23 protein-coding genes and 1 pseudogene are annotated in these 25403 nt (G+C 69.4%); 9 read left to right on the top strand and 15 right to left on the bottom strand.

Going from position 1 to position 25403, the window contains the following annotated elements:
• Nucleotides 1-40 precede the first annotated feature (40 nt).
• A complete protein-coding gene (locus tag ABEB06_RS06090; protein ID WP_345695748.1) occupies nt 41-796 on the bottom strand; it encodes a hypothetical protein in 756 nt (251 codons plus the stop codon).
• Nucleotides 797-1607: 811 nt separating this feature from the next.
• Between ABEB06_RS06090 and ABEB06_RS06095 the strand changes: the two are divergent.
• Nucleotides 1608-1754 (top strand): annotated as a pseudogene (locus tag ABEB06_RS06095) (IS5 family transposase); the annotation flags it as partial.
• Between the two features lie 28 nt (nt 1755-1782).
• Here ABEB06_RS06095 and ABEB06_RS06100 read toward each other — a convergent pair.
• From ABEB06_RS06100 to ABEB06_RS06110, 3 genes are all read right to left on the bottom strand, one after another.
• Nucleotides 1783-2550, bottom strand: a complete 768-nt coding sequence (locus ABEB06_RS06100) for a hypothetical protein (RefSeq protein ID WP_345695749.1) — start codon at nt 2548-2550, stop codon at nt 1783-1785.
• Nucleotides 2551-2929: 379 nt separating this feature from the next.
• On the bottom strand, nt 2930-3094 hold the full coding sequence (locus tag ABEB06_RS06105; protein WP_345695750.1) for a hypothetical protein: 165 nt from the start codon (nt 3092-3094) through the stop codon (nt 2930-2932).
• A 2-nt stretch (nt 3095-3096) separates the two neighbouring features.
• On the bottom strand, nt 3097-3903 hold the full coding sequence (locus ABEB06_RS06110) for a hypothetical protein (protein WP_345695751.1): 807 nt from the start codon (nt 3901-3903) through the stop codon (nt 3097-3099).
• A 238-nt stretch (nt 3904-4141) separates the two neighbouring features.
• On the opposite strand from ABEB06_RS06110, the gene ABEB06_RS06115 reads away from it, so the two are divergent.
• A complete protein-coding gene (locus ABEB06_RS06115; RefSeq protein ID WP_345695752.1) occupies nt 4142-4828 on the top strand; it encodes a DUF488 family protein, N3 subclade in 687 nt (228 codons plus the stop codon).
• 88 nt (nt 4829-4916) lie between these two features.
• Nucleotides 4917-5732 (top strand): hypothetical protein, encoded by an 816-nt coding sequence (locus tag ABEB06_RS06120; RefSeq protein ID WP_345695754.1) that lies wholly within the window; start codon nt 4917-4919, stop codon nt 5730-5732.
• Between the two features lie 211 nt (nt 5733-5943).
• Here ABEB06_RS06120 and ABEB06_RS06125 read toward each other — a convergent pair whose 3' ends face one another.
• From ABEB06_RS06125 to ABEB06_RS06165, 9 genes are all read right to left on the bottom strand, one after another.
• Nucleotides 5944-6483, bottom strand: coding sequence for a radical SAM protein (locus tag ABEB06_RS06125; RefSeq protein ID WP_345695755.1), 540 nt, complete (start codon nt 6481-6483; stop codon nt 5944-5946).
• 32 nt (nt 6484-6515) lie between these two features.
• A complete protein-coding gene (locus ABEB06_RS06130; protein WP_345695756.1) occupies nt 6516-6950 on the bottom strand; it encodes an NUDIX hydrolase in 435 nt (144 codons plus the stop codon).
• Between the two features lie 260 nt (nt 6951-7210).
• Complete coding sequence (locus tag ABEB06_RS06135) at nt 7211-7684, bottom strand: ATP-binding protein (protein ID WP_345695757.1); 474 nt, start codon at nt 7682-7684, stop codon at nt 7211-7213.
• Nucleotides 7685-8067: 383 nt separating this feature from the next.
• Nucleotides 8068-9177: a hypothetical protein gene (locus ABEB06_RS06140; protein WP_345695758.1), complete on the bottom strand. Its 1110-nt coding sequence runs from the start codon at nt 9175-9177 to the stop codon at nt 8068-8070.
• A 4-nt stretch (nt 9178-9181) separates the two neighbouring features.
• On the bottom strand, nt 9182-11266 hold the full coding sequence (fxlM, locus tag ABEB06_RS06145) for a methyltransferase, FxLD system (protein WP_345695759.1): 2085 nt from the start codon (nt 11264-11266) through the stop codon (nt 9182-9184).
• Between the two features lie 15 nt (nt 11267-11281).
• Nucleotides 11282-12538, bottom strand: coding sequence for a lanthionine synthetase C family protein (locus ABEB06_RS06150; protein WP_345695760.1), 1257 nt, complete (start codon nt 12536-12538; stop codon nt 11282-11284).
• A complete protein-coding gene (locus tag ABEB06_RS06155; RefSeq protein WP_345695761.1) occupies nt 12535-15561 on the bottom strand; it encodes a lantibiotic dehydratase in 3027 nt (1008 codons plus the stop codon). The genes ABEB06_RS06150 and ABEB06_RS06155 overlap by 4 nt, the downstream gene beginning before the upstream one ends.
• A 132-nt stretch (nt 15562-15693) precedes the next feature.
• Complete coding sequence (gene fxlA / locus ABEB06_RS06160; protein WP_345695762.1) at nt 15694-15861, bottom strand: FxLD family lanthipeptide; 168 nt, start codon at nt 15859-15861, stop codon at nt 15694-15696.
• Between the two features lie 228 nt (nt 15862-16089).
• Complete coding sequence (locus ABEB06_RS06165; protein WP_345695763.1) at nt 16090-16530, bottom strand: ATP-binding protein; 441 nt, start codon at nt 16528-16530, stop codon at nt 16090-16092.
• A gap of 251 nt (nt 16531-16781) precedes the next feature.
• Between ABEB06_RS06165 and ABEB06_RS06170 the strand changes: the two genes are divergently transcribed.
• Nucleotides 16782-18128 (top strand): NsdA family TPR-like regulatory protein, encoded by a 1347-nt coding sequence (locus ABEB06_RS06170; RefSeq protein ID WP_345695764.1) that lies wholly within the window; start codon nt 16782-16784, stop codon nt 18126-18128.
• Here ABEB06_RS06170 and ABEB06_RS06175 read toward each other — a convergent pair.
• Together ABEB06_RS06175 and ABEB06_RS06180 are read right to left on the bottom strand one after the other, a co-directional pair.
• Complete coding sequence (locus ABEB06_RS06175) at nt 18125-19153, bottom strand: NAD-dependent epimerase/dehydratase family protein (protein ID WP_345695765.1); 1029 nt, start codon at nt 19151-19153, stop codon at nt 18125-18127. The two genes, ABEB06_RS06170 and ABEB06_RS06175, sit on opposite strands and share 4 nt — an antisense overlap.
• Nucleotides 19154-19734: 581 nt before the next feature.
• Entirely contained in the window at nt 19735-20751 is a 1017-nt protein-coding gene (locus ABEB06_RS06180; protein WP_345695766.1) for a bifunctional lytic transglycosylase/C40 family peptidase, read from the bottom strand.
• A gap of 273 nt (nt 20752-21024) precedes the next feature.
• On the opposite strand from ABEB06_RS06180, the gene ABEB06_RS06185 reads away from it, so the two are divergent.
• From ABEB06_RS06185 to ABEB06_RS06205, 5 genes are all read left to right on the top strand, one after another.
• A complete protein-coding gene (locus tag ABEB06_RS06185; protein ID WP_345695767.1) occupies nt 21025-21399 on the top strand; it encodes a hypothetical protein in 375 nt (124 codons plus the stop codon).
• Nucleotides 21400-21426: 27 nt separating this feature from the next.
• Complete coding sequence (locus ABEB06_RS06190; protein ID WP_345695768.1) at nt 21427-21690, top strand: hypothetical protein; 264 nt, start codon at nt 21427-21429, stop codon at nt 21688-21690.
• Between the two features lie 70 nt (nt 21691-21760).
• Nucleotides 21761-22477, top strand: coding sequence for a hypothetical protein (locus ABEB06_RS06195; RefSeq protein WP_345695769.1), 717 nt, complete (start codon nt 21761-21763; stop codon nt 22475-22477).
• The gene (locus ABEB06_RS06200) at nt 22474-23892 is read left to right on the top strand and encodes a hypothetical protein (protein ID WP_345695770.1); all 1419 of its coding nucleotides are present in this window, start codon (nt 22474-22476) and stop codon (nt 23890-23892) included. Before ABEB06_RS06195 ends, ABEB06_RS06200 begins: the two co-directional genes overlap by 4 nt.
• Nucleotides 23893-23894: 2 nt before the next feature.
• Nucleotides 23895-25337, top strand: coding sequence for an SCO6880 family protein (locus tag ABEB06_RS06205; RefSeq protein ID WP_345701751.1), 1443 nt, complete (start codon nt 23895-23897; stop codon nt 25335-25337).
• Nucleotides 25338-25403: the final 66 nt, after the last annotated feature.

Raw genomic sequence — 25403 nt, forward strand, 5'->3', positions numbered from 1 at the left:
CAGCCACATCGTCCCGTAGGCCCCCTAGCGTGCGCCGCCACTACCGGTTGCCGACTTTGGGCCGCAGCGTCCCCATGGAGCGCCTCGGCCCGCCCTTCTCGCTCCATACGCGTTCTCCCGAGCGCAGCAGCACCCAGCCGTCGGAGGTGTGCGGCATCAGCTCGCCGACGCCGAGCTGACCGAGCAGGTGCGCGGCGAACACGGCCTTCTCCCGGACGCGTTCCTTCTCGCGGTCGAGCGCGCTCTTGTACCCCTCGGCCCGCGCGCCCGCCTCGATGGCCGCCAGTCTCTCCCGGTCGCGCCGCTCCCACTCCCGGGCCTGCGCCTCGATCGCCTCGGCGGTACGGGACAGCCCGAGGAAGGCGTCAGTCTCGGCCAGCACCTTGCAGGTCTCCTCCAGCGTCCTGACCATGCTTCCGACCTTCCTGTCGGCCTGCGTCAGAAGGTCGGACACCGGCGAGGGACACAGAAAGATCGTCAGCCGGCCGTAGCCGTCGAAGGTGCAGTGCGCGTAGTCAGACGCCTGCGCGATCTGCGCGCCGAACTCACCCACGCTGTTGATCTTGTCCGGGAGCTTGAACTCGATCCCGAACACCGGCTCCACATCGAACCAGCCGGATGGATCACGGGGTCGCAGCACGGCGTCGATGCGCACGGTCCGCCCGTCCGGGTAGCGGCCTTCTACCTCCCGTTCGATGAGGAAGTGCGCAGCAAGTCGTCCCAGAACATGATCAGCCAGAGCGCGCTCGCTACCGAAGAATCCCTGCGGCGGCGGCACCAGATATCGGTACAGCATGAGCACAGGGTGCCCGCGGTCACTGACATCCGAGCGTGAGGCCCGCCCTGCGACGAGCAGCAGGTCCCGGTCCCCGGGTGTCCATGGAGGACGTCCAAGAGGCGTACTGGCGGGTGATCAACGCGCGGAGGGCCCCGGGCGCCACCGGCAGGACCGCGTTCCCGGCCGGGGCCTGTGGGGAATGAAGGGGACACCACATCACCACAGAGGACCGGAGGGGCCGCGATGGGGCCAGGATGGCAGGCACAACAGGCAGCGCAGCGAGCCGCGCAGCAGGCTGCTCAGCAAGCGGCGCAGAACGCTCGCCTTGCGCAGGAGAACGCTCGCCGGGCCTCGCAGCTGGCGGCGCAGCAGGCGGCGCAGCAGGCAACACAACGGGGAGCGCAGAACGCGCGGACCGTGAGACAGAGTGCCGAGGACCGGGCTCGGAGGGCGGCCACCCGTCGTCCGTCCTACCAGAGCGGCACGCCCGCGGCTTCGGGAGGTTGTCTGCTGGTCTCGCTGCTCATGCTGGTCACGGGCCTGATAGCCACTGCTCTCGCCGTCGGCGCTGTGACACTGGGTTCCTGAGCGATCAGCACGTGGAACGCGGCGATCCGCGGGTCGGGCTTTCCGCGCAGGTCACAGACCCGCCCGGGCGGGTATCAGTCGGGTGTGCTCCCGTTCGACCTTCCCGCCCCGGTGGAGCTGGCGAGGCCGGTAGCAGTCCGTGCGGCGGTCCGCCACCATCGCCTCGCTCTCCCGCACCACCCCTGACCGCTACTCCTGACCGCCGCCGGTGAGCGTGCCGTTGGGCGGGCAGCGAGCGGACCTCGGCTGGCTCATGAACCACCGCCGCCTCGCCCGCGACTACGAGGCCCTCCCGGCCCGCTCAGAAGCCATGGTCTACGTCGCAATGATCAACCTCATGACCCGCCGCCTCACTGGCGAGACCACCCCGACCTGGCGCGGAACCTGACCTCCAAAGTCAGGGGTGAAACGCCCAGTCATGGTGCTTTCGACATGCCGAAGTACACTTTGTAGTCCCCTCCATCTCCCGAGAGCAGGTCGCTGGCAATCTTGAACTGAACCTGTCGATCACTTGAATTCTGGGTCCGCGCGGCAAGTAAAACCATGTCCCGCGGCGAGAGAGCGAACGTGGCAGGGCCACCGATCAGATCGTCGCTCAGGCCAAATAGCTCTCCCAGTGCATCACCTATTTCATCAGAGAAGCCAGCCAGGATGACGCCGGAAACAGCCGCCAGCACAGGTCCTATATCCGGTACGTATGAAATCAGCCCTACGACACCCGCACCTGCCGCCTTCGCCACAGTATGCATTACATCACGATAGTCCTCGGGGTTTCCGCTATCATGCTCGATGCATTGTGCGACTATTACCATTCCGCGCGGCTGCCCCCTGTAGAGCTCCAGCTGATCCGGCCTGGTGTCGCCCCCATCAACATCTTGGTAAATTTGCGATCGCAATGCCTTCGGGTCCATTCCGGGGACGGTGATGGCCATCGTCACGTAAGGCTGGTCGGACCCGAATCCGCTGGTCGCACTGAAGCAGTTGAGACCTTGGTAGTGAACGAACATCTCGCCGATGTCAATCGCCCCTACATCTGGCCACCAATAGATGGCGCCATTCTCGAAAACGCTGACCCGTCCACCTTCGGAATAATCCATCTCATCCGTTACCGGGTTTCCGAGATATGAGTTCGAGCCGTTCAGCTCTAGCCATCTGTCGCGAATTGCGCCAATTACCTCGGGCATAACTTCCTCCTATGCCGTTGCCCCGCCGCCCCACCAGGGTCGATCCATAACGGAGCCTCGCGCGGGCGACGCGGGAAGGGCCGCTTAAAGTCCGGCTGCTGCCGATCCGAGAAGCCTAAGGGATCGCAAGCTCCTGCCGGACCGGACTGGTCATTCCAATTTCATATGGAGCCGTGTGCATGATCTCTACCGGCGAAAGGGCGGTATGTGTCGGGTACTTCCACCGTGGACCTGTGGAGAGCATCGCGCAAGACACCAGCTCTATCTGTCGCGCCTGCTCCTTGGCTTGGTGATGCTGTGGCTGCGGATACATTGGCCGATCCCGTTCCGGACTCCTGACGGATGCCGCCCCGCCCGTGCCCCGGGTGACATAGGAGCGTCACTGCTCGGCGTCCCAGCCGTCGGGGCCGCTGGAGACCGCGAGCTCGGCGGCAGGCACGTTGGGCCGGGAGCGGACATCGGAGACTGAGTGCGCGACGATCTCGGCGACGACCGGGCCCTCTTCCGCCCGATCCGGCTGGGGCGGGAGTGGGTGGCGAGGCATTGCTACGGCTGGGGCAGAAGTTCAGCCAGCCGTTTCCGCAACGGCCCCTCCAGGTCCAGATTGTCGCCGCGGGTGGTGGTCTGGAGCAGCTCCGTGATTACCGCCAGCTCCGCGAACCGGCCCTCGGGGGTGTCCAGGATGTGGCCGAGGCGCTCCCGAATCTCGTTGGCCGTGGCCGGGACGAGCAGGCTGTAGCTGTGGAGCAGGGCAGCGTCGTAGCCGGCTGGCGCGATGCCCCAGCCCTCCCAGTCGAGGATGGTGAGTGTTGGGCCGGTGAGGTTGGTCCAGTGGAGATCACCGTGGGCCGTCGTCCAGACCGGCACCATTGTCCGGACTGGGGCGCCGAGAAACTGGGGCATGGCGCGGTCGAGGTACTCCTGACGCACGGCCACCCGGCTGGTCGACACTTGCTGGATCCCATCCAGCGCGGTTACCAGGTCCGTCCACCAGGCTTCGTTCAGCGCGGGCTCAGTTCGCAGTACGGGGTCGTCGCCGGAGACGACCACGGCGGTCACCTCTTCGTACAGCTCAGCGAGATAGCCGTGGCCGTCTTCGGTCCAGGCGTGCTGCTGGTGCAGCCGTGGCCGCGGGACGGCCAGCGGCATCGCGCGCTCCGCCTCGATCGGTCCGTCCCAGAGCTTGCCGGCCGCCTTGTCGGCCGGTGCCGATACCAGGCGCAGCCAGCCCCGGCCGCCGGTGGCGGTCGCCACCGACCGGCTGAGCGTGCGCCCTCGCCAGCCCCATACTTCTCGGGTGTTGCTGGGCTGTACCTCAAGCGTCATCGCCGCCGCGGTGAGCATCTTGCGCATGCGGGCAGCGGTGTTCGGCTCAGGTTCCGAGTACATCCACGATCCTCTGCAACGACTCACAGGACAGGGCCGGTTGGGCAACTGCCGCAGCCGCCTGCCGCCAGTGTTCCGGATTCCCGGTCGTCGCAGCAGCATCTACGTACACCGTGACTTCGCCGCCCCCCAACGTCGCTCACGACCTTCACCCGTTCGGGGATGCGGTGACGGACTCGAGCTGACTGCTCGTTAGGATTTCGCTATGTCTGGTCTCCCCTCTGCCGATAGCTCTGAACGTGCTCGCGCCCACCGCCTGGGCCGCCAGCTACGGGCGCTGCGCGAGGCGCACGGCTTGACCCGACCCGAGTTGGCCTCCGCCGCCGGCGTCCCCCTGCGCACGCTGTCCCGTCTGGAGACCGAGGGCGTGGCGCAGCCCGGACTGTTCACCGTCGCGGCGTTGGCGCGGGCCTTGGAGGTGACGGTGGACGAGCTGGTGGCGGCTGCGGGTCCGGTGCCGGGCCTGTGGTCCACGGGTTACGAGGGCCGAACGATCGACTCGTTCGTGGCGGCGCTGGTCGAGGCGGGCGTGGACGCGGTGGCGGATGTCCGGCTGACACCGATCAGCCGCAAGCCCGGGTTCAGCAAGTCCCGGCTGAGCGCAGCCCTGGCCGAGGCGGACATCTCCTACCTTCACCTGCGTTCCCTGGGCAACCCGAAGGACAATCGGGCGCCGTTCTGGGACGGCCGCGTCGGCGAAGGCCTGGCGGCGTTCGCCGATGTCATGGCGGCAGAACCGGCCCGCCGGGAGCTGGAGGAACTGGCCGAGTTGGCCGTCGAGCGTTCGGTGGCGGTGTTGTGCTTCGAGCAGGATGAGCGCCGCTGCCACCGCCAGGCCGTCCTGGCTGAACTGCACCAGCGAACCGCGCTGTCCGTCGCCGCCCTGGCCTGATCCGTTCAACTCCCGTCCGAACAGGCACCCTTGCGCATTCGGCACCCTGCCCGCCCAATGGTGACAGGAGTCAGACCAGGGGGTTGGTATGTCGGCATCGGGCTGGGAACGAGCGCGCATCCTGATCACGGTCAAGACGTATCCCGACGTTTCGCACAAGTACCTGGAAACCTGCTGTGTCGCCGGCATCCGTCTGGACACCGACCCGGTGCGGCACGTGCGACTCTTTCCCGTCCCGCACCGGCTGCTTGACGAGGAGAAGCAGTTCGGGAAGTACTCCGTTGTCGAGGTCGACGTCCGGCGCCACCACGCCGACCGGAGACCTGAGAGCCTGCGACCCAACCTGGACACCCTCCGGGTCGTCGGCACGGTCAGCAGCCGGAACGGCTGGGCCGAGCGCCTCGACATCGCCAGACCGCTGATCCAACCGTCCCTGTGCGCGATCAAACGCCTCCAGGCCGCCAACGGAACCTCCCTCGGGCTGTTCCGTCCCGCGCGCATCGGCTCCTTCCGCCTCGCCGACGCCAGCCCCTGGACCGCTGAGCAGCACGGCATCGTCAACCAGACCGACATGCTGAGCCCCGACCACCGGCCTCTCGAATGGGTTCCCTACGAGTTTCGCTACCACTTTCACTGTGACGACGAGGCCTGCCGGGGCCACGACATGGGCCTGCACGACTGGGAAGCCGGCCAGTCGTGGCGTAAGTTCCGCCGAACCTACCCCGCCCACCGGCTCACCGACGTCCTGCGCGAGCGCTGGTGGACCAGAATGGTCACGCCCGATCGGGCAACGCACTTCTTCGTCGGTAACATCGCCGCCCGCCCGAGGACCTTCATGCTCCTTGGCGTGTTCAACCCCACGATCGCCGCTCTTACCGCCCCGCGCCAGGACGCGCTCTTCTGAGCGCGCACTCGTAGCCTTTACCGGTGTCGGACCCCCTATCACCAACGGATCCACGCCGGGAAAACGAAGTGGGCCGACCGTAACGCTGCGGTGCCTGGCTCAGTGCGGCCGCATGCGGTAGAGCAGGCCGGGGGCCCTTGGGAGGTCCAGTACGAAGCGGTAGATAGGGTCGTCAGCCGTGGGAACGGTGAGGGCGTAGCTGCCGCCGGTGTCACCGCGCAGACCACCCCGGCCTTCCGGCCTCGGTCGGCCGGCAGTCGGAGGGCAGCGGTGACCCGCGGATAGATCGGGCGCCCGTCGTAACCGACGCGCCAGGCGTTGCCTCGGCGTCGCCGTCGAGCGAGATCCCGATCCGCAGGGCCAGGCACAACTCGTCGAAGAGGTCAAGCCACTCGGCGTCGAGCAGCACGCCGTTCGTCTGGAGCGCGACTCGGACCACGTTCGGCTGCACGGCGAGCTCGCGCAGCACCTCAGCCACGTGCTCGCGGCCGGCCGTCAGCGGCTCGCCGCCGTGCAGCTCGATCGCCAGCGGCCGCCCCAGGAAGAGCCGGTGCAGATCCCGGACCTGCTCGGCGGTGATCACGGCCCCTCCGGGGGCTTCCTTGCGCTTCTCGAAGCAGTACAGGCAGTCGACGTCGCACGTCTCACCCCACAGCTTCAAGATCACGGATGCCGCTTCGGCGTGGTTCCCGGGGTTCAAGGTGCGGTAGAGCTCATCAATCTCGAACTGCGGGCCAGTGGTGCCGTCCATCGTTCGCCTCCCTGCTGCTTCGGGACGTGCCACTACTCGGGCAGCTGCCCCAACAGCGCGCCCTGGCCGGACTGAAGGATGTGCGCCGCTTCCAGCGGGATCCAGAAGCACTCGAACCGGGTCGGCTCCTGCTCGCCGTCGTGGTCCTCCTGACTCATCCACCGTTCCTCGGTGGGCTCGGTCAGCTCCAGGTGGAAGACGTGCCGGATCTGGATCTCACGGCGGTAGGGGGTCATGTCGTACTCGGCCTCGCCGAGCTTGGACACGATCTTGAAGTCGGTGAGCCCGGTCTCCTCCCGTGCCTCGCGCAGCACCGCGTCCGCCGGCGTCTCACCGGGGCGCACGCTGCCCGCGGGAACCTGAATCCCCACCTCCTCGTAGGTGTTGTCGGCGTGCCTGAACACCAACAGCCGGCTGTCCCGCACGACGTACGCGAGGACCTTCTCCCTGACGACCTTCTCCGACATGCGTCACTCCTTCGCTCTCTGCGGTGGGTTCGCCGACCCAGGCTGTGGTACTCGGTCGGTGCAGGCTGTGGGCAGGCAACGGCGCGCACCCTCGGGCGCGTTCGGTGGCTTGTGCGGCGAACGTGGCGTCGCCGTGGATCGTGGTTCGGCGGCGGGACCGCCTCGGGGTGGCGCTGGCCGTCCGCGGGGGACGTACGCGGCCGGCGCCGGGTGCGCCCGGCCGGTGTTCCCTGACCTGGCGGGCGCAGTCTCGGGGGCCGCTACGCGGCGGCCGGCTGCCGGTCGCGGTGCAGATCGGGTTTCGGCTCGGCCGCGGTGCGCAGCGCGATCCGAGCGCACACCTTCTTCGCGAAGTTGTCGGCGCACTCCCACCACAGGTGTTCGACGAGCTCGGCGACCAGCGCCAGGCCGCGCCCACCGTCGGCGTCGTCCGCAGCCCGGGTGACGACGGGCTCTACGGTGCCCTCGCCGTCCCACACCTCGACCGTGAGGAACCCGCCCGCTTCCAGGTACAGGAAGACCTCGAGCCGGCTGACGATCCCGCCGTACCGCATCCCGTTCGTGACGAGTTCGGTGACGGTGAGCTCGACGGCGAGCGCGGTGTCGTCGTCGAGCCCGATGCCGCGTTCACGGAGAGCGGCCATCGCCTGGCGTCGCGCCTCCCCGGGCGCCTTGGGTTGGCACTCCAGCCTGAGATGCGCGATCCGGATGTGGTCGAAAGGTCTTTCGGGCATGGGGCTGCTCCAACGCATTAGCGGCTGCCGCAAGACGGACGCGACCGGGTCGGTGGGCGGGGCGGTGCAACCACCCGTAAGCCAGCGGTGGGCGCACAGCCACGCCACCCGGACGGTCGGTCCGGGCCCTGCGGCCTGGCGGCGGCGTACGGGTGACATGGCGTCTCTCTCCTCCGGTCGGTGGCGAGGCCTGCCGGCGCGGTTCAGTGCGAGATCAAGTCGCGGAAGGTCGTTGGTACCTGAACAAGTAAAGCCAGAACGCTTGTCAGGGACTCAACGAGCGAGAGGAATGGTGATCGGCGGGCATCGCAGCTGGCGGTGAGGCGGTGTAGGGCGTCGAACTCGACCTCACGGCTTGACGTTGAGCACCGATGAACCCCTCGCTAGGGATCGCCGCCTGGGGCGGTCGGGTCGAGCAGGGTGGCTTCGAGCACCTTGGCTGCCTGGGCGAGCGAGTCATCGAGCCGGCGTCGGAGGACGTCCGGCATGCTGCTGGCATCGAGAGCGCATGCAGCGGAGGCGGCCTCGAGGGCGCTCGACTCGGCTGGGTTCAGGTGATCGCGGCAGAAGTCGTGCTGAAGGATATCCCGTACCGCGTAGCCGTCGGGTAACGCCCTTGTCCGGGCGATGAGGTACTTGGCGAGGTCGCGGGCGCCCTGAGGGTCTATGCGGAAGGTGGCGTCCACGGCGGTCAGCACGAGGCGGGTGGTGAACAGCGCGAGGCCTTCGCTGTCCTCCAGTCGCTGGCAGTGGTCGATGGCGGCCAGCGCTTCTGTACGGCTGCTGGGGCGGCACAGCGAGGTCAGGACCGCGGTGACGGCGTTCTCCCACGGCTCGCCGGGCTCGGTGGCTTCCAGGAGGGTGAGCGCGCCTGCGCTGTCGCCGGTGGTGGCGCGGGCGAGGATGGCGACTTGGCGGCCGTCGAGGATGCGGTTGCCGATGCCTTTGTGGCGCTCCAGGTGCTCCAGTGCCTCCTGCCAGCGCCCGGCGCCGGTCAGGGCGCGGGTGCCGTCGGCCAGCAGGACCCTCCACAGCCATCGTCGTACCTCGGCGCGCTGAGCCGGGTCGTCGGTGAGGTCGGAGGGCACGGTGATGCCGTCCACCATCATCTCGGCGCCGCTGGTGACGGCACTGTAGAGGGCTGTGAGCAAGTGGTGGCCCGTGTCGCCGTGGCCGGCCCGGATGTGAAGGCGTGCGAGGTTGACGATCGGTTCCAGGGCACGGATTGCGCTCATCGCGGGGAGCGGGCGGGCGCGCAGGTATAGGGCGGCGTGCTGGTGGCACAACTCGCGGGCCAGGTGCGGCAGGGCGAGGTCGGACGCGAGCAGCGCGGCCTGGTTGAAGACGGTGGATGCCAGGCCCGGGTCTGCCCGCCGGGTGCTGGCGTCGGCAAGCTCCTGGAGCTTGCCGACGCGGGCCTCGAGCGGCGGGCATGCGGGCCGGATCCGGGCGACCAGCGGGAAGCGCTGGGCTGTGGCTCCGGTCAGCTGCACGCGGCTACTCCCAGATGACGGTGATCGGGTGGTTGGGGCGGGGCAGGACGAAGATGCCGGCGGCCGGGTCGGCGGTGGCCGGGGCGTCGGGGAGTTCGAAGCGCACCGTGCGGTCGCGGTAGGCGGTGCCCCAGGTGCGGATCTCCTGGGACACGAGGTCGGCGAGTGCGGCGCCGTCGGGGCCGTGGCCGATGACACCCGTCTCGTACACCTTGCGGCCGTCCTCAGCGGGCTCGGCCGGGCGGATGGTGAGGTAGGCGAGCGAGGAGCCGTTGACGGTCGCCATGGAGCCCCAGCTGAACATCCGGGCGACACCGCGGTCCTGGGCGGTGTCGGCCACGCTCATGCGCATCAGAGCGTTCGGGAGCGTGCAGGACAGCCACAGGTCCATGAACTCGTAGGTGGTGCCGGCGGGGACGTTCACGCCGGTCCAGCGTTCGTGACGCTCGCCGTCGAAGACGCCGAGCAGGGTGTCAGTGTCCACAGCATCGGTCTGGTCCTTGTGGACCTGCAGCGTCACGTCGTCCTGGGCGGTGAGGGTGACGGTGCGGCGGGCGTCGTCCATGCTGCCGCGCAGCGGCATGAACACCGCGAGCTGGCTGTCAGTGCTGCGCCAGCTGGCATCTCCGCGCTCGAAGGCGATCGAGCGGGAGGCGGTGCCGCGCAGCCGCAGCGGCAGGACGATCCGTCCGGTGGGCTTGATCTGCTGGAGCCAGGCGGTGGGCATCTCGCTGGTGCTGACGGTGGCGATGATGCGGTCGTAGGGGGCAGCGGCGGGGTGGCCGAGGGCGCCGTCGCCGAGGACGACGTCCACGTTGGTGACGCCAGCGTCGGCGATGTGCTTGCGGGCGCCGTCCACCAGGTCGTCGTCCACGTCGACGGTCACCACCTGGCCGTCGGGGCCGACGATGACGCCGAGGTAGGCGGCGTTGACGCCGGTTCCGGCGCCGGACTCGAAGATCTTCTCGCCGGGCTGGGCGGCGAGCTGTTCGAGCATCATGGCGACGATCCACGGCTGGGAGGCGGCGCTGATCTGGACGCCCGAGCCGTCGGTCTTCGTGTAGGTGGGGTTGTCCGCGTAGGCCACGTCCAGCGGGAAGCCGGGCAGGAAGTGTTCGCGGGGCACGGTGCGGAACGCGTTCTCCACCGCCCAGGTGGTGATGGCCTTCTGGGTGAGGAGCCGGTTGGTGAGGCTGTCGCGCAGCTCCTCGGCGGATGGGATGGCGGTGTTGTCGCTGAGAGTAGTCACGTGGGCGACCCTAGTGGTTGTGCGGATGGTTGACTGCGAGGACGCGGAGTCCTCGCCGGAATGGAAGACAGCATCCAACGCGCGTGCGGCCAGGGCAGATTGATGCTCGACGCGCAGCCCGGCACGGTTGGCATGGAAGAGGAGCAGGTGGGCAAGGACAGCACGCAGCCCGCGGGTGAGGTGTCCTTCACGGGAGAGCCGCACAAGGTCTTGCCCGGCCTGCTCGAAGGCGTGGATCCAGGGGCCGTGGCTGTCGAGTGCCCAGCCGGGTTCGGCGATCTGGTGGGTGTCGGCCGTCATCAGGCGCCGCATGGCCACAGTGAGCTCGGCGGCTCGCTCGGGTGCGACCGCAGGCGCTTGCGGCCTCAGTTCCGCGAACTTCGCCCACACGTCGCCTTGTTCATACCAGTCCAGGCCCGCCGCGCGCAGCATGGCGCCGGTGAGCAGCACAGTGGTCTCGGCCTGGCCGAGGGCGGCCGTCTGCTGGTGATCGGCGGCGCGGGCGAGGAGGTGGTGGCTGTCGACGTTGAACAGGCGGTGGGCCGCCTCCATGGCCGGTGCGCCGCCGAATGCCGCGCTTTCGGGCTCGTAGATGCCCAGGCTCCAGCCGTCGAGGTGACCTTCTCGGGTGAGGTCGTCCAGGAGGGCCGTGATGGCCGGCGCCGGCGCGTTCGCCCGGTAGCGGAGCCGGAAGGGGTCCTTGCGCATGTACCACCAGCCTTCCAGCTCTCCGGAGTTTTGGGCTTCGGTGAGCGCGGGGGCGAGGCGGTGCACGGCGAGTTGCTCGGTGGTGGCGCGGTAGGTGACGGCGATGTCGTGCTGGATCCAGCCGGTGGTCATCGGATCGGTCCTCGGTCAGGCGGTCAGGAGGCAGGCGTCCCAGGGGGTTGCCGGGGTGGTGTCGGTGGCGGGGGCGAGCAGGGCCAGGGCGGTTCCGGCGGCGCCTTCCAGAAACGCTGGCCCTGCCGTGTCGAGCAGGTTGCGGGCCTGCTCGTCGGGGTCGGTGTGCGGGGGGTGGGTGGTGTCCAGAAGCAGGGCGACGGCGGACCGCAGCCGCGCGGCGTTGCGTGGGGAGGCGTCGGAGGCGGCGCGGTAGGCGATGTGGGCCAGGCCGGTGTAGCCGTGGCAGGCGGACACGTCGGTGGTCGCGGCGAGCGCCTTCGGATCCAGCAGTGCAGTGGCGAGGGCGGTCTCGGCGTCGTGGCGTGCGCGGTGGTCGCCGATCGCGGTGGCGGCGAGCTGTTGGGCGCGTGCGACGCCTGCGGTGCCGTAGCACCAGCTCGGACGCTGCGGGGCCAGCGGCCGGCGGTCGGGACCGGTCAGGTTCTCGCGGGTGATCCAGTACGGCCAGGCGTGCCCGTCGCGCCACCGCTCCAGCCAGGCCAGGATGGTCCGGATCGCCGCGCGCTGGCCCTCGATCTCGACGCCACGGCGCAGCGCCACGGCGAGCAGGGCGAGAGGGCCGGCGATGCCGTGCGCGAGGCCGTTGTTGCTGTGTCCGCCGGGGAAGCGCGGGTCTGGCTGGCCGGACGGGCCGTCTGCGGTCCACCAGCCGGGCAGAACCTCGCCGTCGTGCTTGATGTCCTCGGTCAGGCGGATCAGGTAGGTCAGGACCCGCCGGATCGCCTCGCCTTCGGGTGCCCGGCTCAGCAGGACGGCGCCGATCCCGGCCAGGCCGCGGATGGTGTCGAACTCGGCCAGCGCCGGGAGGTTGCCGCGTGCGATCCGTTCCTCGGCCCGCTCGCAGCGGCGCACCGCGTCGGCGGCGACGGCGTCGTCCAGGTGGGCGAGGGCGTTGTGGTAGGAGCCGGGCCGGCCTTGGGCTGCGCACGCGAGTGCGTGGGTGAGCGCCGGGGCACCGTAGTACAGGTAGCTGTCCGCTCCGCGGGTGACCGGGGTGCTGGCGGCGACCATGAGCCAGGCGCGAGCCGGCTCCCATTGGCCTCGGCCAGCGGCAGCGCGTTCGATGTGGAGCAGGGCGATGCCAGGCGCGCCGTGGGCGAGGGACTGGGGCCACTGCGGGCGGGACGTCCACGCCGTTGGTGCGTTGGCCGGGTCGGAGAGCAGCTCGGCGATCCGGTCGGACAGTCGCAGGGCGGGGTGCGCGGTCACTGGTCACCGTCCCGGGAGAGGCGGGCGAGGGCGGTGGCGCGGGCCAGGTAGAGGACTTGGGCTTCGTGGTCGAAGTCGATGCGGTGCGCGCGGACGAAACTGCAGTGCAGGAGGGAGCCGAGCACGTCGTCCGCGTCGACGCCTTCGGTGTGCGGGCCGAGGAAGTGGCGGCGGTAGTCCGCGAGGGCGTGGTGGCGTTCGGCCCAGGCATCCACGATCGCTGTGCCGCCCGGCTCGGCGCGTAATGCGGCCCAAGCTCCGGCGGGATCCGCCAGGCGCACGGCCTCGTGGAAGAGCGGCCGGGGCGTGGCGGTCGGCGCTTCGGCGGGCACGTTGGCGACGAGCCACCGCAGGCCGGCGGTGGTGGAGTCGGTGAAGCCTGAGGCGATGGCGACGGCATGGGCGGCGAGCAGCGCCTGTTGGGCGGGCCGTGCGGGTTGGGACAGCTGGGTGAGGACGGCGGCGGAGTCGGCGCGGAACACGTCCTCGGCGGCGGCCCAGGCCGGGCCTTCGCCCCACCGGCCGGTCTCCGTGTAGGAGGTCGGGTACACCACCTCGGCGAGCAGACCGGCCTGGTGGAGTTCGGTGGTCCAGGTGCTGATCACGGCGGCGGCGGGGCCGAAGCCGTTCGAGTTGGGCAGGGCGATGCGCAGCCGCAGGTGCGGGCGCGGGTCGCGGAACCGGACGAACCACCAGGCAGGGCGTCCGAGGCGGTCCAGGAGGTCGGGCAGGTGTCGGGTGAGGACGGTGTCCTGGCGCTCCTGGTCTCCGTAGAGCGAGGCGAGGAGCAGCCGGGAGGTGCCGGGGGCGTCGCCGTGGCCCTGATGCAGGAGCCGGGCGGTCGTCGGCTTGGGCAGGCGCGGCCAGGTCGGCGTCCGGGTGGCGGTGAGTGGGATGGCGATCTCGTGAGCCCGGCCGCCGGCCCAGCCGAGGCTGTCGGGGTCGGGTGCCTCGACCAGCACGGCGTGCGGGGCGGTGTCGAGGTGGTGGCGCAGCAGGGCCCGGTGGCCGGGGTGGTCGAGGTCGAGGGGCAGGCCCTGGCTGTCGGCCGCGAGCATCACGTGTCGTGGAGCCCGGCGGCTGGTCAGCCAGACGGACAGTGCCTCGTTCCACTGGTCGAACGGTGCAGTGCGGGTGGGAAGTTCAGGGGCTGCGAGTCGCCAGGTGGCCGGGGAGAGGATGATGCGGCCGTGCCGCAGCCGGGGCCGGAAGGGCAGCGCGTTGAGAGAGCCCCAGGAGAACTCGGTGACCTGGGCGGCCTGGGCGCGGGACAGCTCGGTGATGAGGCGGGCCAGCGGCGGCGTGTGGGTGCGCAGGTTCAGGGCGTGGGTGGCGGCGGCCTCGATCCTGACTCCGAGGGCCGGCGCCGCCAGGAACATCCGGCGGCCGTCGCAGCCGACTGCTAGGTCCTCCGGTCGCAGGACGCCGTCGGCTGCGGGGCGGTGCTCTGCGAGGCTGATCACCAGCTGGCCGGTGGCCAGGCTGCGGGCCACGTGCCCGGTCGCGGCGTCCAGCGGCGGGAACGACAGCTGAGCGGTCACGGTCCGCTCGTCCATAGTCGGTAGACCGGTCAGCACGTCGGTGAACGCCGCCCGGCGCTCCGGGGGGAGGAGGTGGAGGAACCGGCCGACCGAGACGCCGGCCGACCGAGACGCCGAGACCACCTCCAGGAGAAACTGACCGCGGTCGAGCGCCTGCGTGCTTCGGGCGTGGAGGCGGGCGACGACCTCCAGGTGCGGCGGGAACCGGCGCTGTTCCGGGCTCGGCGCGAGGGAGGCCAGCAGCCCGTCATCCACGATGACCTCGCGCTGGCCGTCGAGGGCCGCCCGCTGGGCGAAGGCGGCCAGCACCTCGTCCCGGGCGTCGAACCGTGGTGCCTCGGCGGGCCGGGCGCCGGGGTACCCGTCAGGCCAACCGATCCCGCTGTCCGCCACCATGTCCAGCAGCGGCACCAGCGCCCCTCGGCCGTACCGCTCGTAGAAGCGCTGGTGATAAGCCCGCCATGCGGCTGTGCCCTTGGGGAACGCGCTGACGCGGGTGAGCAGTTCGGCCGCCCGGGCGGCCTCGTGCGCGACGGCCTCGGGCAGGACGAGGTCGGCGTCCAGCAGGAGGTCGACGGCCAGCCCCGGACGCTCCGTCCCAGAGAGGCCGTCCAGAGCGGTCCGGGCGACGCGGCCGGGCTGCCGGTTGTGGTCGGCGAGCAGGGCGTGGGCGGACCGCAGGTCCTCCAGCAGGTCGGCGCTGGAGGCGACGTCGTCGGCGTCGGCCCGTTCCAGGGCGGCCAGCAGGTGCGCAAGCGGGTCCGGTTCGGTCGCCGGGGCATGGAGGCTTGTGATCAGCGCCCGGGACGCGACCAGCTCGCCCAGCGCACCACTGATCCGGCTGGCGGGTACGGTGGGGAACTCGGCGGCGAGCTTGTCGGCCAGGTCCTGGATGCGGATCGGGTGGCGGGCAGCGGCGAGGGCTAACGCGACCGGGCGGGTGTGGCGCAGGGTCGTCTCGGTGACGGTCGTGCTGCCGTCGGGACGCGTCAACGGCTGGTGAGGGACCACGAGGCGATCCCCGCGTACATGGGCGGTGGTGTTCGCGGTCACCTCCAGCCGGGCCAGCAGACCGGGGCACCGTTCCAGGCGCTCGACGGCCCCGGAGAGCCAGGCCGCCGACGCCCGGGCCACCGGGCGGTGGTCGTCTCCCCACCGGACCGAGGACAACGGGCGGAAGGTGGCCGCCTGCACACCGGCGAACAGCCCGAACGGGGTCGACCGGCCCTGGGCGCGCAACAGGTAGCAGGCCGTGGATAGAACGGCACGGCGTACTTCGCGTACTGCCGGCTGCGGGGACGAGGTCAGCTGCTCGACGCTGCGGGCCAGGACCGGACTCGCCAGCGACAGCGCCTCTGCCAGATGGTCATCGGCCCACACCGCGCGCAGCCACTCCACCCGCTGGAGCGTCAGGTCGGTGCCGTCGGTGGTGAGGTCCGGCCAGGCGGGCACTGGCAGGTCGGGGTGGGCTACGGCTCGCACCAACGCCACGCCGGCGGCGCGGTAGGGAGCCGTGGGAGCAGGTGGACGCATGGCGGGGGCCTCGGGTTGTGGAGTTGGTGGGGGTGCTGGCCGGGTGCCGGGACAGGTGTCCTGGCACCCGGCCGGGCGGGGTCAGTGCACGCCGGTGGTGCAGGCGCCGCAGGTGGAGCCGCAGCCGTCGTCTGTGAGCACCTGCAGGCTGGCGGCGTCCGCCACCTCAACGGCCGCGACGTCGAGGTCGAAGTCGTCGGCGAAGGTCACCGGGGCGGCCGGGGCCTGCGGCTGGATCTGCTGTGCCATCTGTTCCTCCTGTGCGATTCCTTGCGGACCTGGTGTCGGGGCGCGGGGTTGCGCCCCGCATCACCAGGAGACGGTGATACGGGTGCGGATCTTCTCGATCACACGACCCGCGGGGTCGGTTGTCCGGCGTGCTCGGGCCCACGCGGCGGGAGAGGTGCTCGTGATCGGACCGGCGTCGCGTCAATGAGCAGCCGGCCAACAGCCCTCAAGGCCGACGGATCACACGTTTCACCGGGCATTCCTTGGCGTGTTGTCGGCGGCGAGGAGAACCCTCGCCCACACCTTCTTGGAAGTCCGGGACGTCGCCACCGCCATGTCGTCGGAGAGCTTGCGTACAAGGATCAGGCCGCGGCCGTTCTCGCCTCGGGGCACGGAGGTTCGGGGCACTGCCAGGTCAGGGCGTCCGTCCAGGACCTCGATTCGACAGTCGTCTGCTATCTCCTGGACATGGAGCCCAACCTCGCTGCCCGGGTCGCTGCCGTGTTGGACGGCATTGGTCACCAGCTCCGAGCAGATGGAGACCACATCATCAACCCGGTCTCCCTCCCAACCCCACCCTTTGAGCAGTAAACGCACATCCCGGCGCGCCTCGGCAACCGCTTCTGGGACGGCGGCGAAGGTAGCCTGCCACTGGCGAAGACGGGCTCTCGGCTGCTCGACGGCCACCATGTGCATCGCTCCTCATCAGGAGCGTCTGGACGCCCCGGGGCTGGTTGCTTGCGGGGATCAACAGTGGACCTGCCGACGGGACATAGCCACAGTCACAGGAGCGACAGTTCGTTCTCATTCGGCTGAGGTGAAGGACAAATCACGGACAAGTAGCTGACGATTCATCAGAGACTCCTGCAGACCTGTTGCCGTAGTGGTAGGCAAGGGGTCAGGTAGTTCGCAGCTGGGGCCGCGGCCCCGAAAGGACCGCGATGAGCAGCAATCTGTTCGATGCCTTAGTCGCCCGCGAGGGAATGGACTTTCGCACCTTCCACGCCGAGTACCGACGTGTCGCATCGGAGCTCTACCGGGAGACCTGCGATCTCGCATTCAAGAACCCCACCCTGACGGACAAGAGCTTCCAGCGCTGGCGCAGCGGGGACGTCACCCGGCCACACCACCCCACACCCGCGATTCTCAAGAGCATGTTCGGCCGGCCCATGCACGAACTGCTCGCGCCCTGCACCGACGAGCAGGTCCAAGCGCTGCAAGCAGCGCAGGCACCTGTGCTCGATGAGAGAGAACTGGCCATGACCGCACGAGATGCCCGTGCCCACGCCGCCGAAGCAGCATCCCAGCTGCTGCCCGATCTCAGCCTCGACCAGCTCGAAGACGACCTGGTGCGCCTGGTCCGGTCCACGAGCTCCAGGCCGCCCCACGTGGTCTTCGGCCAGGGGAAGGAACTGCTAGACCTGGCGAAGGTGATGTTGGACCGCACCCAGGTGCTGTCGCAGCGAGGACGGCTGTTCCTCGTCGCCGGCCAAGCGTCGGCGCTGTTGGCCGCGTGCGCTTTCGACCTCGGCTCCATGCCCAACGCCTTCGAACTGACACGAGCAGCTGCGCTCTACGGACAGGTCGCGGAGAACGGACCGCTCCAGGCTTACTCTCACGGCTACCTGGCTGTGCTGTACTACTGGAGCGGCAACCCGGCTCAAGCCGTCCGCCAGATCGAGCAGGCACAGACCTTCCATGGCGTCGGTGCCACAGGAGAAGCGCGACTGGCGGCGATCGCGGCCCGCGCCTACGCGCACCTTGGCCGCGCCGACGAGTCCCACGCCGCAATGCAGCGGAGCGTGGCAGACCGCACCTCTGCCGCAGACGACCTCCACGACGGCGTGGCAGGCGAGTTCGGCTTCAACCTGGAGCGAGTCGCCATGAGCAACAGCGCCTCCCTGCTGCTCCTGCGGGACGGCGCCGGCGCCGAAGCCTCAGCCCGGCAGTCGCTGGAGCTGATCGCCACCAGATCGGAGGGCGCCCCGCCACCGGTCGTGGCGCCCCAGGCTGGCGCCGATCTCGCCGCCGCCCTGCTGATGCGCAACGACCTGGACGGCGCCGTTGACGTTCTCCGCCCAGTCCTCAGCCTGCCTCGGGAGTGGCGTGGAGCCGGGCTCGCCGGCCGGGTCAACGCGATCCGAGGCGAACTGGCTTCACCTGCGTTCCGCAACGCCCAGCTCGCACGGGACCTCGCAGAGCAGATCGACGACTTCACCCTGATTGCCGCGCCACAGGTGCTCCAGCAAGGCACAGTGCGGCACGCCCTCGACAGCCGCGATAGCTAGAACACGCTCTCGAGGATGTCTCGCTCCTTGTCCGGATCGATCCCGTGCCTGGCCCAACGCCTGTGCGGCACAGGCACGTTGCCACAGCTCAGCCAGGCCCACGTGTCAGCAACGGTCTCCGCGAGCGGCCGACTGCGGAAGCCGGCCGCGACCGCCGAGGACGCGTCGATGGCAGACACGCCCGGGTGGGTCCACCACAGAGGAAGCTCCGTCCACTGGCGCAGGCCCTGGCGGAGCAGAATCTCGTCTTCGACCCACACCAGCTCGCCGGAGCTGTCGGTCACGTCCAAGCACGCCTGAAGGAACCCACCCATCGACTCGCGTCCGATCGGCGCGGCGAGGTTGTGAACCTGGTGACCGACGCGATGAACCTGGTCGAGAACGAACGCGGCGACATCTCGGACATCCACCGACTGGATGCTTCTCGAGGGGTCACCGGGCGCGAGGATCCGTCCTCCCCGCTCGGCGCGACGCAGCCACCACGGCAGTCGGCCCACATACTCCCCAGGGCCGAGGATCACACCGGGCCGGAGCAGGCTCGTACGAGCGAGCCCGAACGTGTCGACCACGGCCCGTTCGGTGCCGGCCTTCCGTCGCCCGTAGTCGGGATTGACACCCGACACCCCATCCGGCATCTGAGCAGGCTCCGGGCCCGCGTCGGCCGGCGCCGCCCACACCGGAGAGTCCGTGTTCAAAGGCTCAATGGGCCAGCCCTCGTACACGGCCACAGTGGACACGTACACGTACCGGCCAGCAACTGATTCCAGAGCCCGGACACCAGCAAGCACATCACGCGGGCTGAGAGCGGAGGCGGACGTGTCGACCACGGCATCCCACGGACCTTGCCCAGCGAGCCGGGCCAGGTCCTCGGGCCGCTCACGGTCACCGTGCACGGCTTCTGCGCCGGCTATCAGCCTGCCGGACCGACCGCGGTTGAACGTCGTGACCTCCCAGCCGCGGGCGAGAGCGTCGGTCACGACCGCCGGGCCCAGGAACCAACCACCGCCCAGGACGAGAATCCTCATGCGGCCGATCCTGCCAGTCCGCCTCCCTCGTGCGCAGCCGCCCGGCGGATCGGAGTCACTTACCGGTCGCGGAGCAGGTCTCGGTACCCGTCGCCGAGCTGCTGCTCCAAGTCGCTCTCGATGAAGTGCACAACGGCAAGGGCGTGGAACTCTGCCGTCTCGGGGAAACGCCGTCGAAGCTGCTGCCGTCGCTCAGCTCGGTCCACAGCTGCTCTCCGGGACTGGGCGTAGCACCCTGCCGCTGAAGCGATCACCCGCCGCGTCCGGAGGCGCCGTGCTGCCGGACTCAAGGTCGGCCTCGTCGACGTGATCGAGGGCGTCACGGATGACGGGACCACCCCGGTGTGGGGTGGCGGCGGCGCCCAGACCTGGTCGGTGACCGTGTTCGCGGACCCACTGCCAGAGCACCTGGTCTCGGACTACGTGTCCCCGACCCCGGAGAACGACAGCCCGCCAGGGCAGCCGAAGGTCAGCACACCGCCGGAGGCACCGCGCGGCACCTCCGGCACGTGCTGCCCCTACCGCCGGGAGTCACAGCGCGGGACTACCGGGATTTGCCGCACCATCTTGGCATTCGATCCTCATGGCCGTGTCGCGCCGAAGTAGTCCGCCGCCGGCATGGTTGACGCGTCGGCGACCTTCACGACGTCCCCGGTCTTCGGGGCCTCGACGATCTTCCCCTCGCCGACGTAGATCGCCACGTGGTAGACGGATGCTTCGCCTCCGCGGCTCCAGAACAGGAGATCACCCGAACGGAGTTCGGCTTTGGCTACCGGTCTGTTGGCCGTGGCAGCGTACTGTTCGGCGGCGGTGCGCGGAAGACGCGTGGTCGGCCAGTAGGCGTACTGCACGAGGCTGGAGCAGTCCCAGCCAACTGTCGTGGTGGCGACGCACCGACCGTCGAGGTATCCGTTGCCATCGGCGCAGAAGCCGGTTCCGGGCCCGGACGGGGTGCCGCCGCCGTAGGCGTAGGGCACACCGAGCTGCGTGAGGGCGCGTCGAACCGCGGAGTTTCCGCTTCCGTGGCCCGCGACGGCTCCGCTCTGGAAGCGGGCCATGCTTTCGAGGATGCTCGACACGTAGTGCTGCGTCTCGGGGTACGGAGGGATGCCGGCAAAGCGCTCGACCGCGGCCCAGCCCGCGTTGTAGCCCGCGAGCGCCAGCGCCCGCGGATCTCCGGCGATTCCTGATGCATTCGCCTGCCCGAGCAGACTGCACATGAACCGGCCCTGGGCCATCACCGCGTCACCGATGTCGTGCGGGGAGGCGAGTCCGTTGCGGTCGTCGTCCCGGCCCCAGGTCGCCCACGTCCCGGGCATGAACTGCGCCGGCCCCACCGCCCCGACCGGACTGACCGCCTCGGTTCGGAACCCGCTCTCCTGCTGGAGCTGGGCCGCAAGCAACGCCGGGCTCAGCGCAGGAAACCGGCACTCCTGCGAAGCGCGCTGAAGCCACGGCCGGTAGGCGGCGGGCACGCCATCGAGCGTCTGGATGCCCGGAGTGGAGGCGCTCGCTGAGGCCAACGCTCCGAGACCGGCAACGAGCAGCAGCGCAATCGCGGCGGCGAGCCCCGCGCAGACCAGGCCTGCTCGCTTCACAACTCCCCCGTGGGACATGACCACCAACCCGATCGAGCGGTAATGGATTTCCTTCGCATCGCAACTGTTGTTACTCTACGTGGCCGAGTGATCACGCAACTCTCTGTAGTCGCGGGAGGGACGATGCTACGGACAACGGCGGTATCGCCACGAGGTTCTGGTGCGACATCAGATGGCACCGGTTCGCCGGAGGACCACCAGGGCACAGCACGACGCGGATACGGAGTCATCCCGGTCCACGGGTACGACATCGGCGCAGCCGCGGTGCTGTGCATGCTCGACTCGGTAGACGGTGACGGGTCTCGCGCTCGCGGACTTCACCCGGGAGAGCCAATCCCGTTCGGGCTCCAGCCGGTACTGGTCTCCCCCACCACCGTTTACGGCACGGTGCTGGTCGAGACGATCCTGCGCGGCTGGCCGCCTGCCGGTCTGCCCCGCCCGTGGCTCGTCCTGCTTGCGGACATCCCCGCCAAGCCTGCATCCGCAGCCCGCTACCGCTTGCGCGTTCTCAGCTCCCGTCTGGCCGGGACCGTCGCGCTGCCTTACCTCCCGGCGCTCCGAGCAGTCGAGCGCCCCGAGGACGCCCTCAACGACCCGACCGTGGCGCGCGCCGCAGCACAGCTGCGACGCCAACTGGAAGGACCTTGACCAGTGCTGATGTCACACCTCGCTGCTGTGAGCGGCAGCCTGATTCCCGAAGCCAAGCCCACCAAGATCCCGGGTCTCGAGAACACCATTTCGCAGCTCTTCGGCTACGGGCTGTGGCTCGTCGTCCTCACCGGGGTGGCGGCCGCCGGCTTCGGTCTCTACAAGCTCGCCGTCGTGGACAAGAGTCGCCACGGGGGCGGAAGCGAGCCCTTCAAGTGGATGGGCGGCGGCATCGCCGCGATCCTCGTCGCCGGCTCGCTGATCAGCATCCTGAACAGCATTGCGGGCTGACATGGGGAGGCGCAGGGGACGCTCGACGGTCCTGTGGACCGTCGGCGGACTCTTGGCCACCGTCGCGATATTGACCACCTACTCTGCGCTGACCAGCGAAGAGCAACCGACATCGGCGCGGCCTGGGGCCACCGCACCGCCGCCGACTCCGCGGAACACCGCTACACCGATTCCGCTGGAGACCTACAGTGCCCCGGCAACGTGGACCGAGCCAACCCGCTGGCAGGCGCTTCCCCGGGGATCGCGCGCCGCTGCCAACGGCCGGGAGACCGGCTTTCCGGACTCCGTTGACGGCGCTGTCGCCATGCTTGTGGCGGCATCCGCCATCAACGCCCAGGGCAGCAGGAGCCTTGCAGATGAGCAGTGGGCCATCTACGCCGCCTACACAGCGTCGTCCGAGCAGAGTGCCGCCCTGTCTCAGAAGGTCCGCGAAGGCACAGCACGGACCGATGCGAGCACCCGAGCGGCGATGGGACTCGAGACAACTGGGCCGATGCCGAGCGGAGCGCACATCCGCTCGCAGGCTGTTGGTTTCAAGATCATTAGATCAGCGCCAGGAATTGTCAGCACTCACCTGCTCGTCCGCTCGACCCAGAAGGCTGGCGAACTTCAACCTGAGAAGGTCTCATACATCGTGTGCGCACTGAGCGTGGCCTGGCGTGAGGGCGACTGGAAGTTCACGGCCCGACCGACGTCCGACCGAGCCGACGAAGCGCCTGCAATTGCGGCGCCAGGCGATGCTGCGTTCAACTCAGCTGGTTGGACCGCCATTAGGCAAGCATCGTGATGCGGCGTCTCGCGGGCCTGTTCCTCGCTGTCATCGCGACCTTCACAGTCATCGCCTGTCCTCAACCTGCAAGCGCAGATGACTCTGGAATCGTCGGAACCATCGTTGAAGGCATGTGTGTCGGCAGCATCGGCGGGCTCTACGGTCTGGTTACCGACGATCACAGCTGCGAGAAGGCTGGCGACGCGGCCGACAAAGCAGTGAAGGAGGAGTGGGCAAACGTCTGGAACTCGGTGGTCGGCGATTGGATCAAGTCCGCCGAGGACCTCGCTCGTTCGGCGATCCGCACCGCGCTGACGTTCGCATTGCAGGATCCCTCGCTGAAGTTGCAGGACACCGGGCTCTTCGGGGCGGATGCAACGCTGGCGGGGATGATGGTGTGGTTGGGCCTGGTGATCTCCACGTTCGGTGTGATGTGGCAGCTGGGCGCGATGGCCATCACGGGGAAGTCGCGGTATCTCGGTCGGGCGATGGCCGGTTGGGCTGAGAACTCGCTGCTCTGTGTGTTCGGGTTGTCGGCCGTCGCGCTGCTGCTGCAGGCGGGCGACGAGTTCACCGCCGGTGTGGTCAGTGTGTCCTTCGGCGACAACGCTGCCGCGTACGACCGCATCATCGCCGTCATGTTCCCGATCATGGTGGCAATGGGCAACCCTGCCATCGTCGCCGCGAACCTGCTGGTGCTGTTGCTCATCGGGGCGGTCCAGCTGCTGCTGATCTACCTGCGGAAGTCCGCGATCCCGATCCAGTGCCTACTCCTGCCAATCGCAGGTGCTGGCAGGACGGGCGGTGAGGCGACTCGTCGGTGGGCGCCGCGACTGATCACGTCGATCCTGGTGTGTATCGCCTACAAGCCGATCGTGGCGGTGATCCTGTGCGTCGGCTTCACCGAGTTCGGCAAGGCCGCCACCTTCACCGAGTGGCTGCGGGGCGCCGCGACGCTGGTGCTCGCGGTTCTCGCTCCGGCGCCGCTCACCCGGATCTTCGCTCCGCTCGGGGCCGATGTCGGTTCGGGCCTGGCGATCGGCGGCGCAGTCGGCGCCGTGGCGTCCGTGGTCGGGTTCGTCGAGCAGCGGCGCGGCGGGGCGGGCGACGGCCCCGCGGCTGGTGGTGGCGAGCCGGCGACGGCCGTCGAGCATGCCCGCCACGTCGAGCGTTCGATGGGTTCAGGGGATCGTGCGGGGGACGGTGGGGACGCTGTCGCTCAGGCGGCCCGCACCGGGGCTTCACAGTCGGCCGTGATCCCCGGTCAGTCATCCGGGGCCGACGGCTCGAGCCATCCGCAGCCTGGGACTGCCGCGGGTGGCGGGACGCCGTCGGCAGGCGGGGCCGGTCTGGCGATCAAGGTGCTGGACGGCGTGAACAACACGGTCCAGCGAGCCGCGGACGAGTTCGGGAAGGGCGGGGAGCGCTCGTGACGATGCACGAGGTTCCGGACGTGCTGCGGGTCGAGGGGTTTCGTGCCCGGCGCAGCTTCGGGCTGGGGTCGATGTCGCGTAATGCGACGTTCGCGGTGGCGGTCGCGTTGACGGCAGACGGACTGCTCGGTGTCGTTCATCCGGGCACGCTGCTCGTGACGGTTCCGTTGACGTTGGCGGTGGCTGCGTTGGCTGCGGCGCGGCGTCATGGGATGCCGGCGTTGTCGTATTTCTGGGCGCAGTTGGCGTGGCATCGGGCGTCGCGGACGGAGATGACGTCGTTCCGGCAGGTGCTTTTGCCTCATCCGTTTGCGTTGGATTTGCCGGGTGTGGGTGCGCCGTCGGCGTTGATTGCTGCGCATGATCCGACGACGGGTCGCTCGGTGGGGGTGGTGCACGATCGGGCGACGGATCGGATGACGCTGACGACGTTGCTCGCGCCGGGCGGGAGCCTGATGGCGCCGACGAACACGGTGCGCGGCAACATTCGGACGTGGAGTGCGGTGCTGGATGCGATGAGCACGGACGAGCAGATCAAGGGTGCGTCCGTGACGATCCAGATCACGCCGGGTGCGGGTGAGGCGCTGGGTGACGATGTGAGGCTGCGGCGTCGCCCGGAGGCGCCTCAGCTTGCCCAGGACACGATCGACGAGCTGGTGCGTACGACTCCGCGGGCGACGGCGTCGGTGACGCCGTGGATGAGTGTGACGGTGGACCCGATGGCGACCGCGATCCCGCCGACGGACCTGGCGGAGAAGGTGGCCGAGGCGCTGCGGGTGGTGGACACCCTGGATCTCAGCGGCACCGGCACGGACGTGTTCCGTCGGGCGACGGATGTGGATCTGCGGCGGATCGTGCGGTCGGCGTTCGATCCGGGTTGCTTCAATGCCCGGGAGGAGGAGTTCCAGGAGCTGCAGTGGGGTGAGTGCGGTCCGATCGCGGCTGATGACGGCTGGGAGGAGTACGCGCACGACGGTGCGGTCTCGGTGTCCTGGGTGCTGCGGGAGATGCCTCGCCGGCCGATCCCGTACAGCGTGCTGCTGCCGTTGCTGTCCCCTGGTCGGTTCCAGCGCCGGATCACGCTCGCGTACCGGGTGCTGGATCCGTACGAGGGCGAGGCGGTCCTGGAGCGGGAGATCTCCAACGCGGAGCAGCGGGCGACGGCGACGGCGCAGGTGCGGGGTAGGGCGCGGTGGAGTCAACGAGCCGATCATCAGCGTGCGGAGCAGGCGGCGGTGCAGGCGGCGAGTGGTGCGCAGGTGGTGGATTGGACGCTGATGGTGACCACGACGGCTTTCACTGCCGCGGATCTGCCGGCTGCGCGGCAGGACCTGCACCGTGCGGTGAAGGCGACCCGGGGCATCAGGATGCGGCCGGCCTACGGTGCGCAGGCATCGGTATTCGCGGCGGGTCTTCCGGTCGGCTACAACCCCTTGGTCAGGTGACGTCGGGTATGGGCATCAACGTGAAGGCGATCGCACCGCACCGGCCCAGTGCGTCACCGCACCCGG

Origin of the sequence: Kitasatospora terrestris (assembly GCF_039542905.1) — a bacterium.
Classification (GTDB): domain Bacteria; phylum Actinomycetota; class Actinomycetes; order Streptomycetales; family Streptomycetaceae; genus Kitasatospora; species Kitasatospora terrestris.

Excerpts from the sequence above, each read along its gene's own strand:
- ABEB06_RS06090 (WP_345695748.1), bottom strand. The coding sequence starts at position 796 with ATGCTGTACCGATATCTGGTGCCGCCGCCGCAGGGATTCTTCGGTAGC.
- ABEB06_RS06100 (WP_345695749.1), bottom strand. The coding sequence starts at position 2,550 with ATGCCCGAGGTAATTGGCGCAATTCGCGACAGATGGCTAGAGCTGAAC.
- ABEB06_RS06105 (WP_345695750.1), bottom strand. The coding sequence starts at position 3,094 with ATGCCTCGCCACCCACTCCCGCCCCAGCCGGATCGGGCGGAAGAGGGC.
- ABEB06_RS06110 (WP_345695751.1), bottom strand. The coding sequence starts at position 3,903 with ATGCGCAAGATGCTCACCGCGGCGGCGATGACGCTTGAGGTACAGCCC.
- ABEB06_RS06115 (WP_345695752.1), top strand. The coding sequence starts at position 4,142 with ATGTCTGGTCTCCCCTCTGCCGATAGCTCTGAACGTGCTCGCGCCCAC.
- ABEB06_RS06120 (WP_345695754.1), top strand. The coding sequence starts at position 4,917 with ATGTCGGCATCGGGCTGGGAACGAGCGCGCATCCTGATCACGGTCAAG.
- ABEB06_RS06125 (WP_345695755.1), bottom strand. The coding sequence starts at position 6,483 with ATGGACGGCACCACTGGCCCGCAGTTCGAGATTGATGAGCTCTACCGC.
- ABEB06_RS06130 (WP_345695756.1), bottom strand. The coding sequence starts at position 6,950 with ATGTCGGAGAAGGTCGTCAGGGAGAAGGTCCTCGCGTACGTCGTGCGG.
- ABEB06_RS06135 (WP_345695757.1), bottom strand. The coding sequence starts at position 7,684 with ATGCCCGAAAGACCTTTCGACCACATCCGGATCGCGCATCTCAGGCTG.
- fxlM (WP_345695759.1), bottom strand. The coding sequence starts at position 11,266 with ATGACCACCGGCTGGATCCAGCACGACATCGCCGTCACCTACCGCGCC.
- fxlA (WP_345695762.1), bottom strand. The coding sequence starts at position 15,861 with ATGGCACAGCAGATCCAGCCGCAGGCCCCGGCCGCCCCGGTGACCTTC.
- ABEB06_RS06165 (WP_345695763.1), bottom strand. The coding sequence starts at position 16,530 with ATGGTGGCCGTCGAGCAGCCGAGAGCCCGTCTTCGCCAGTGGCAGGCT.
- ABEB06_RS06170 (WP_345695764.1), top strand. The coding sequence starts at position 16,782 with ATGAGCAGCAATCTGTTCGATGCCTTAGTCGCCCGCGAGGGAATGGAC.
- ABEB06_RS06175 (WP_345695765.1), bottom strand. The coding sequence starts at position 19,153 with ATGAGGATTCTCGTCCTGGGCGGTGGTTGGTTCCTGGGCCCGGCGGTC.
- ABEB06_RS06185 (WP_345695767.1), top strand. The coding sequence starts at position 21,025 with ATGCTCGACTCGGTAGACGGTGACGGGTCTCGCGCTCGCGGACTTCAC.
- ABEB06_RS06205 (WP_345701751.1), top strand. The coding sequence starts at position 23,895 with ATGCACGAGGTTCCGGACGTGCTGCGGGTCGAGGGGTTTCGTGCCCGG.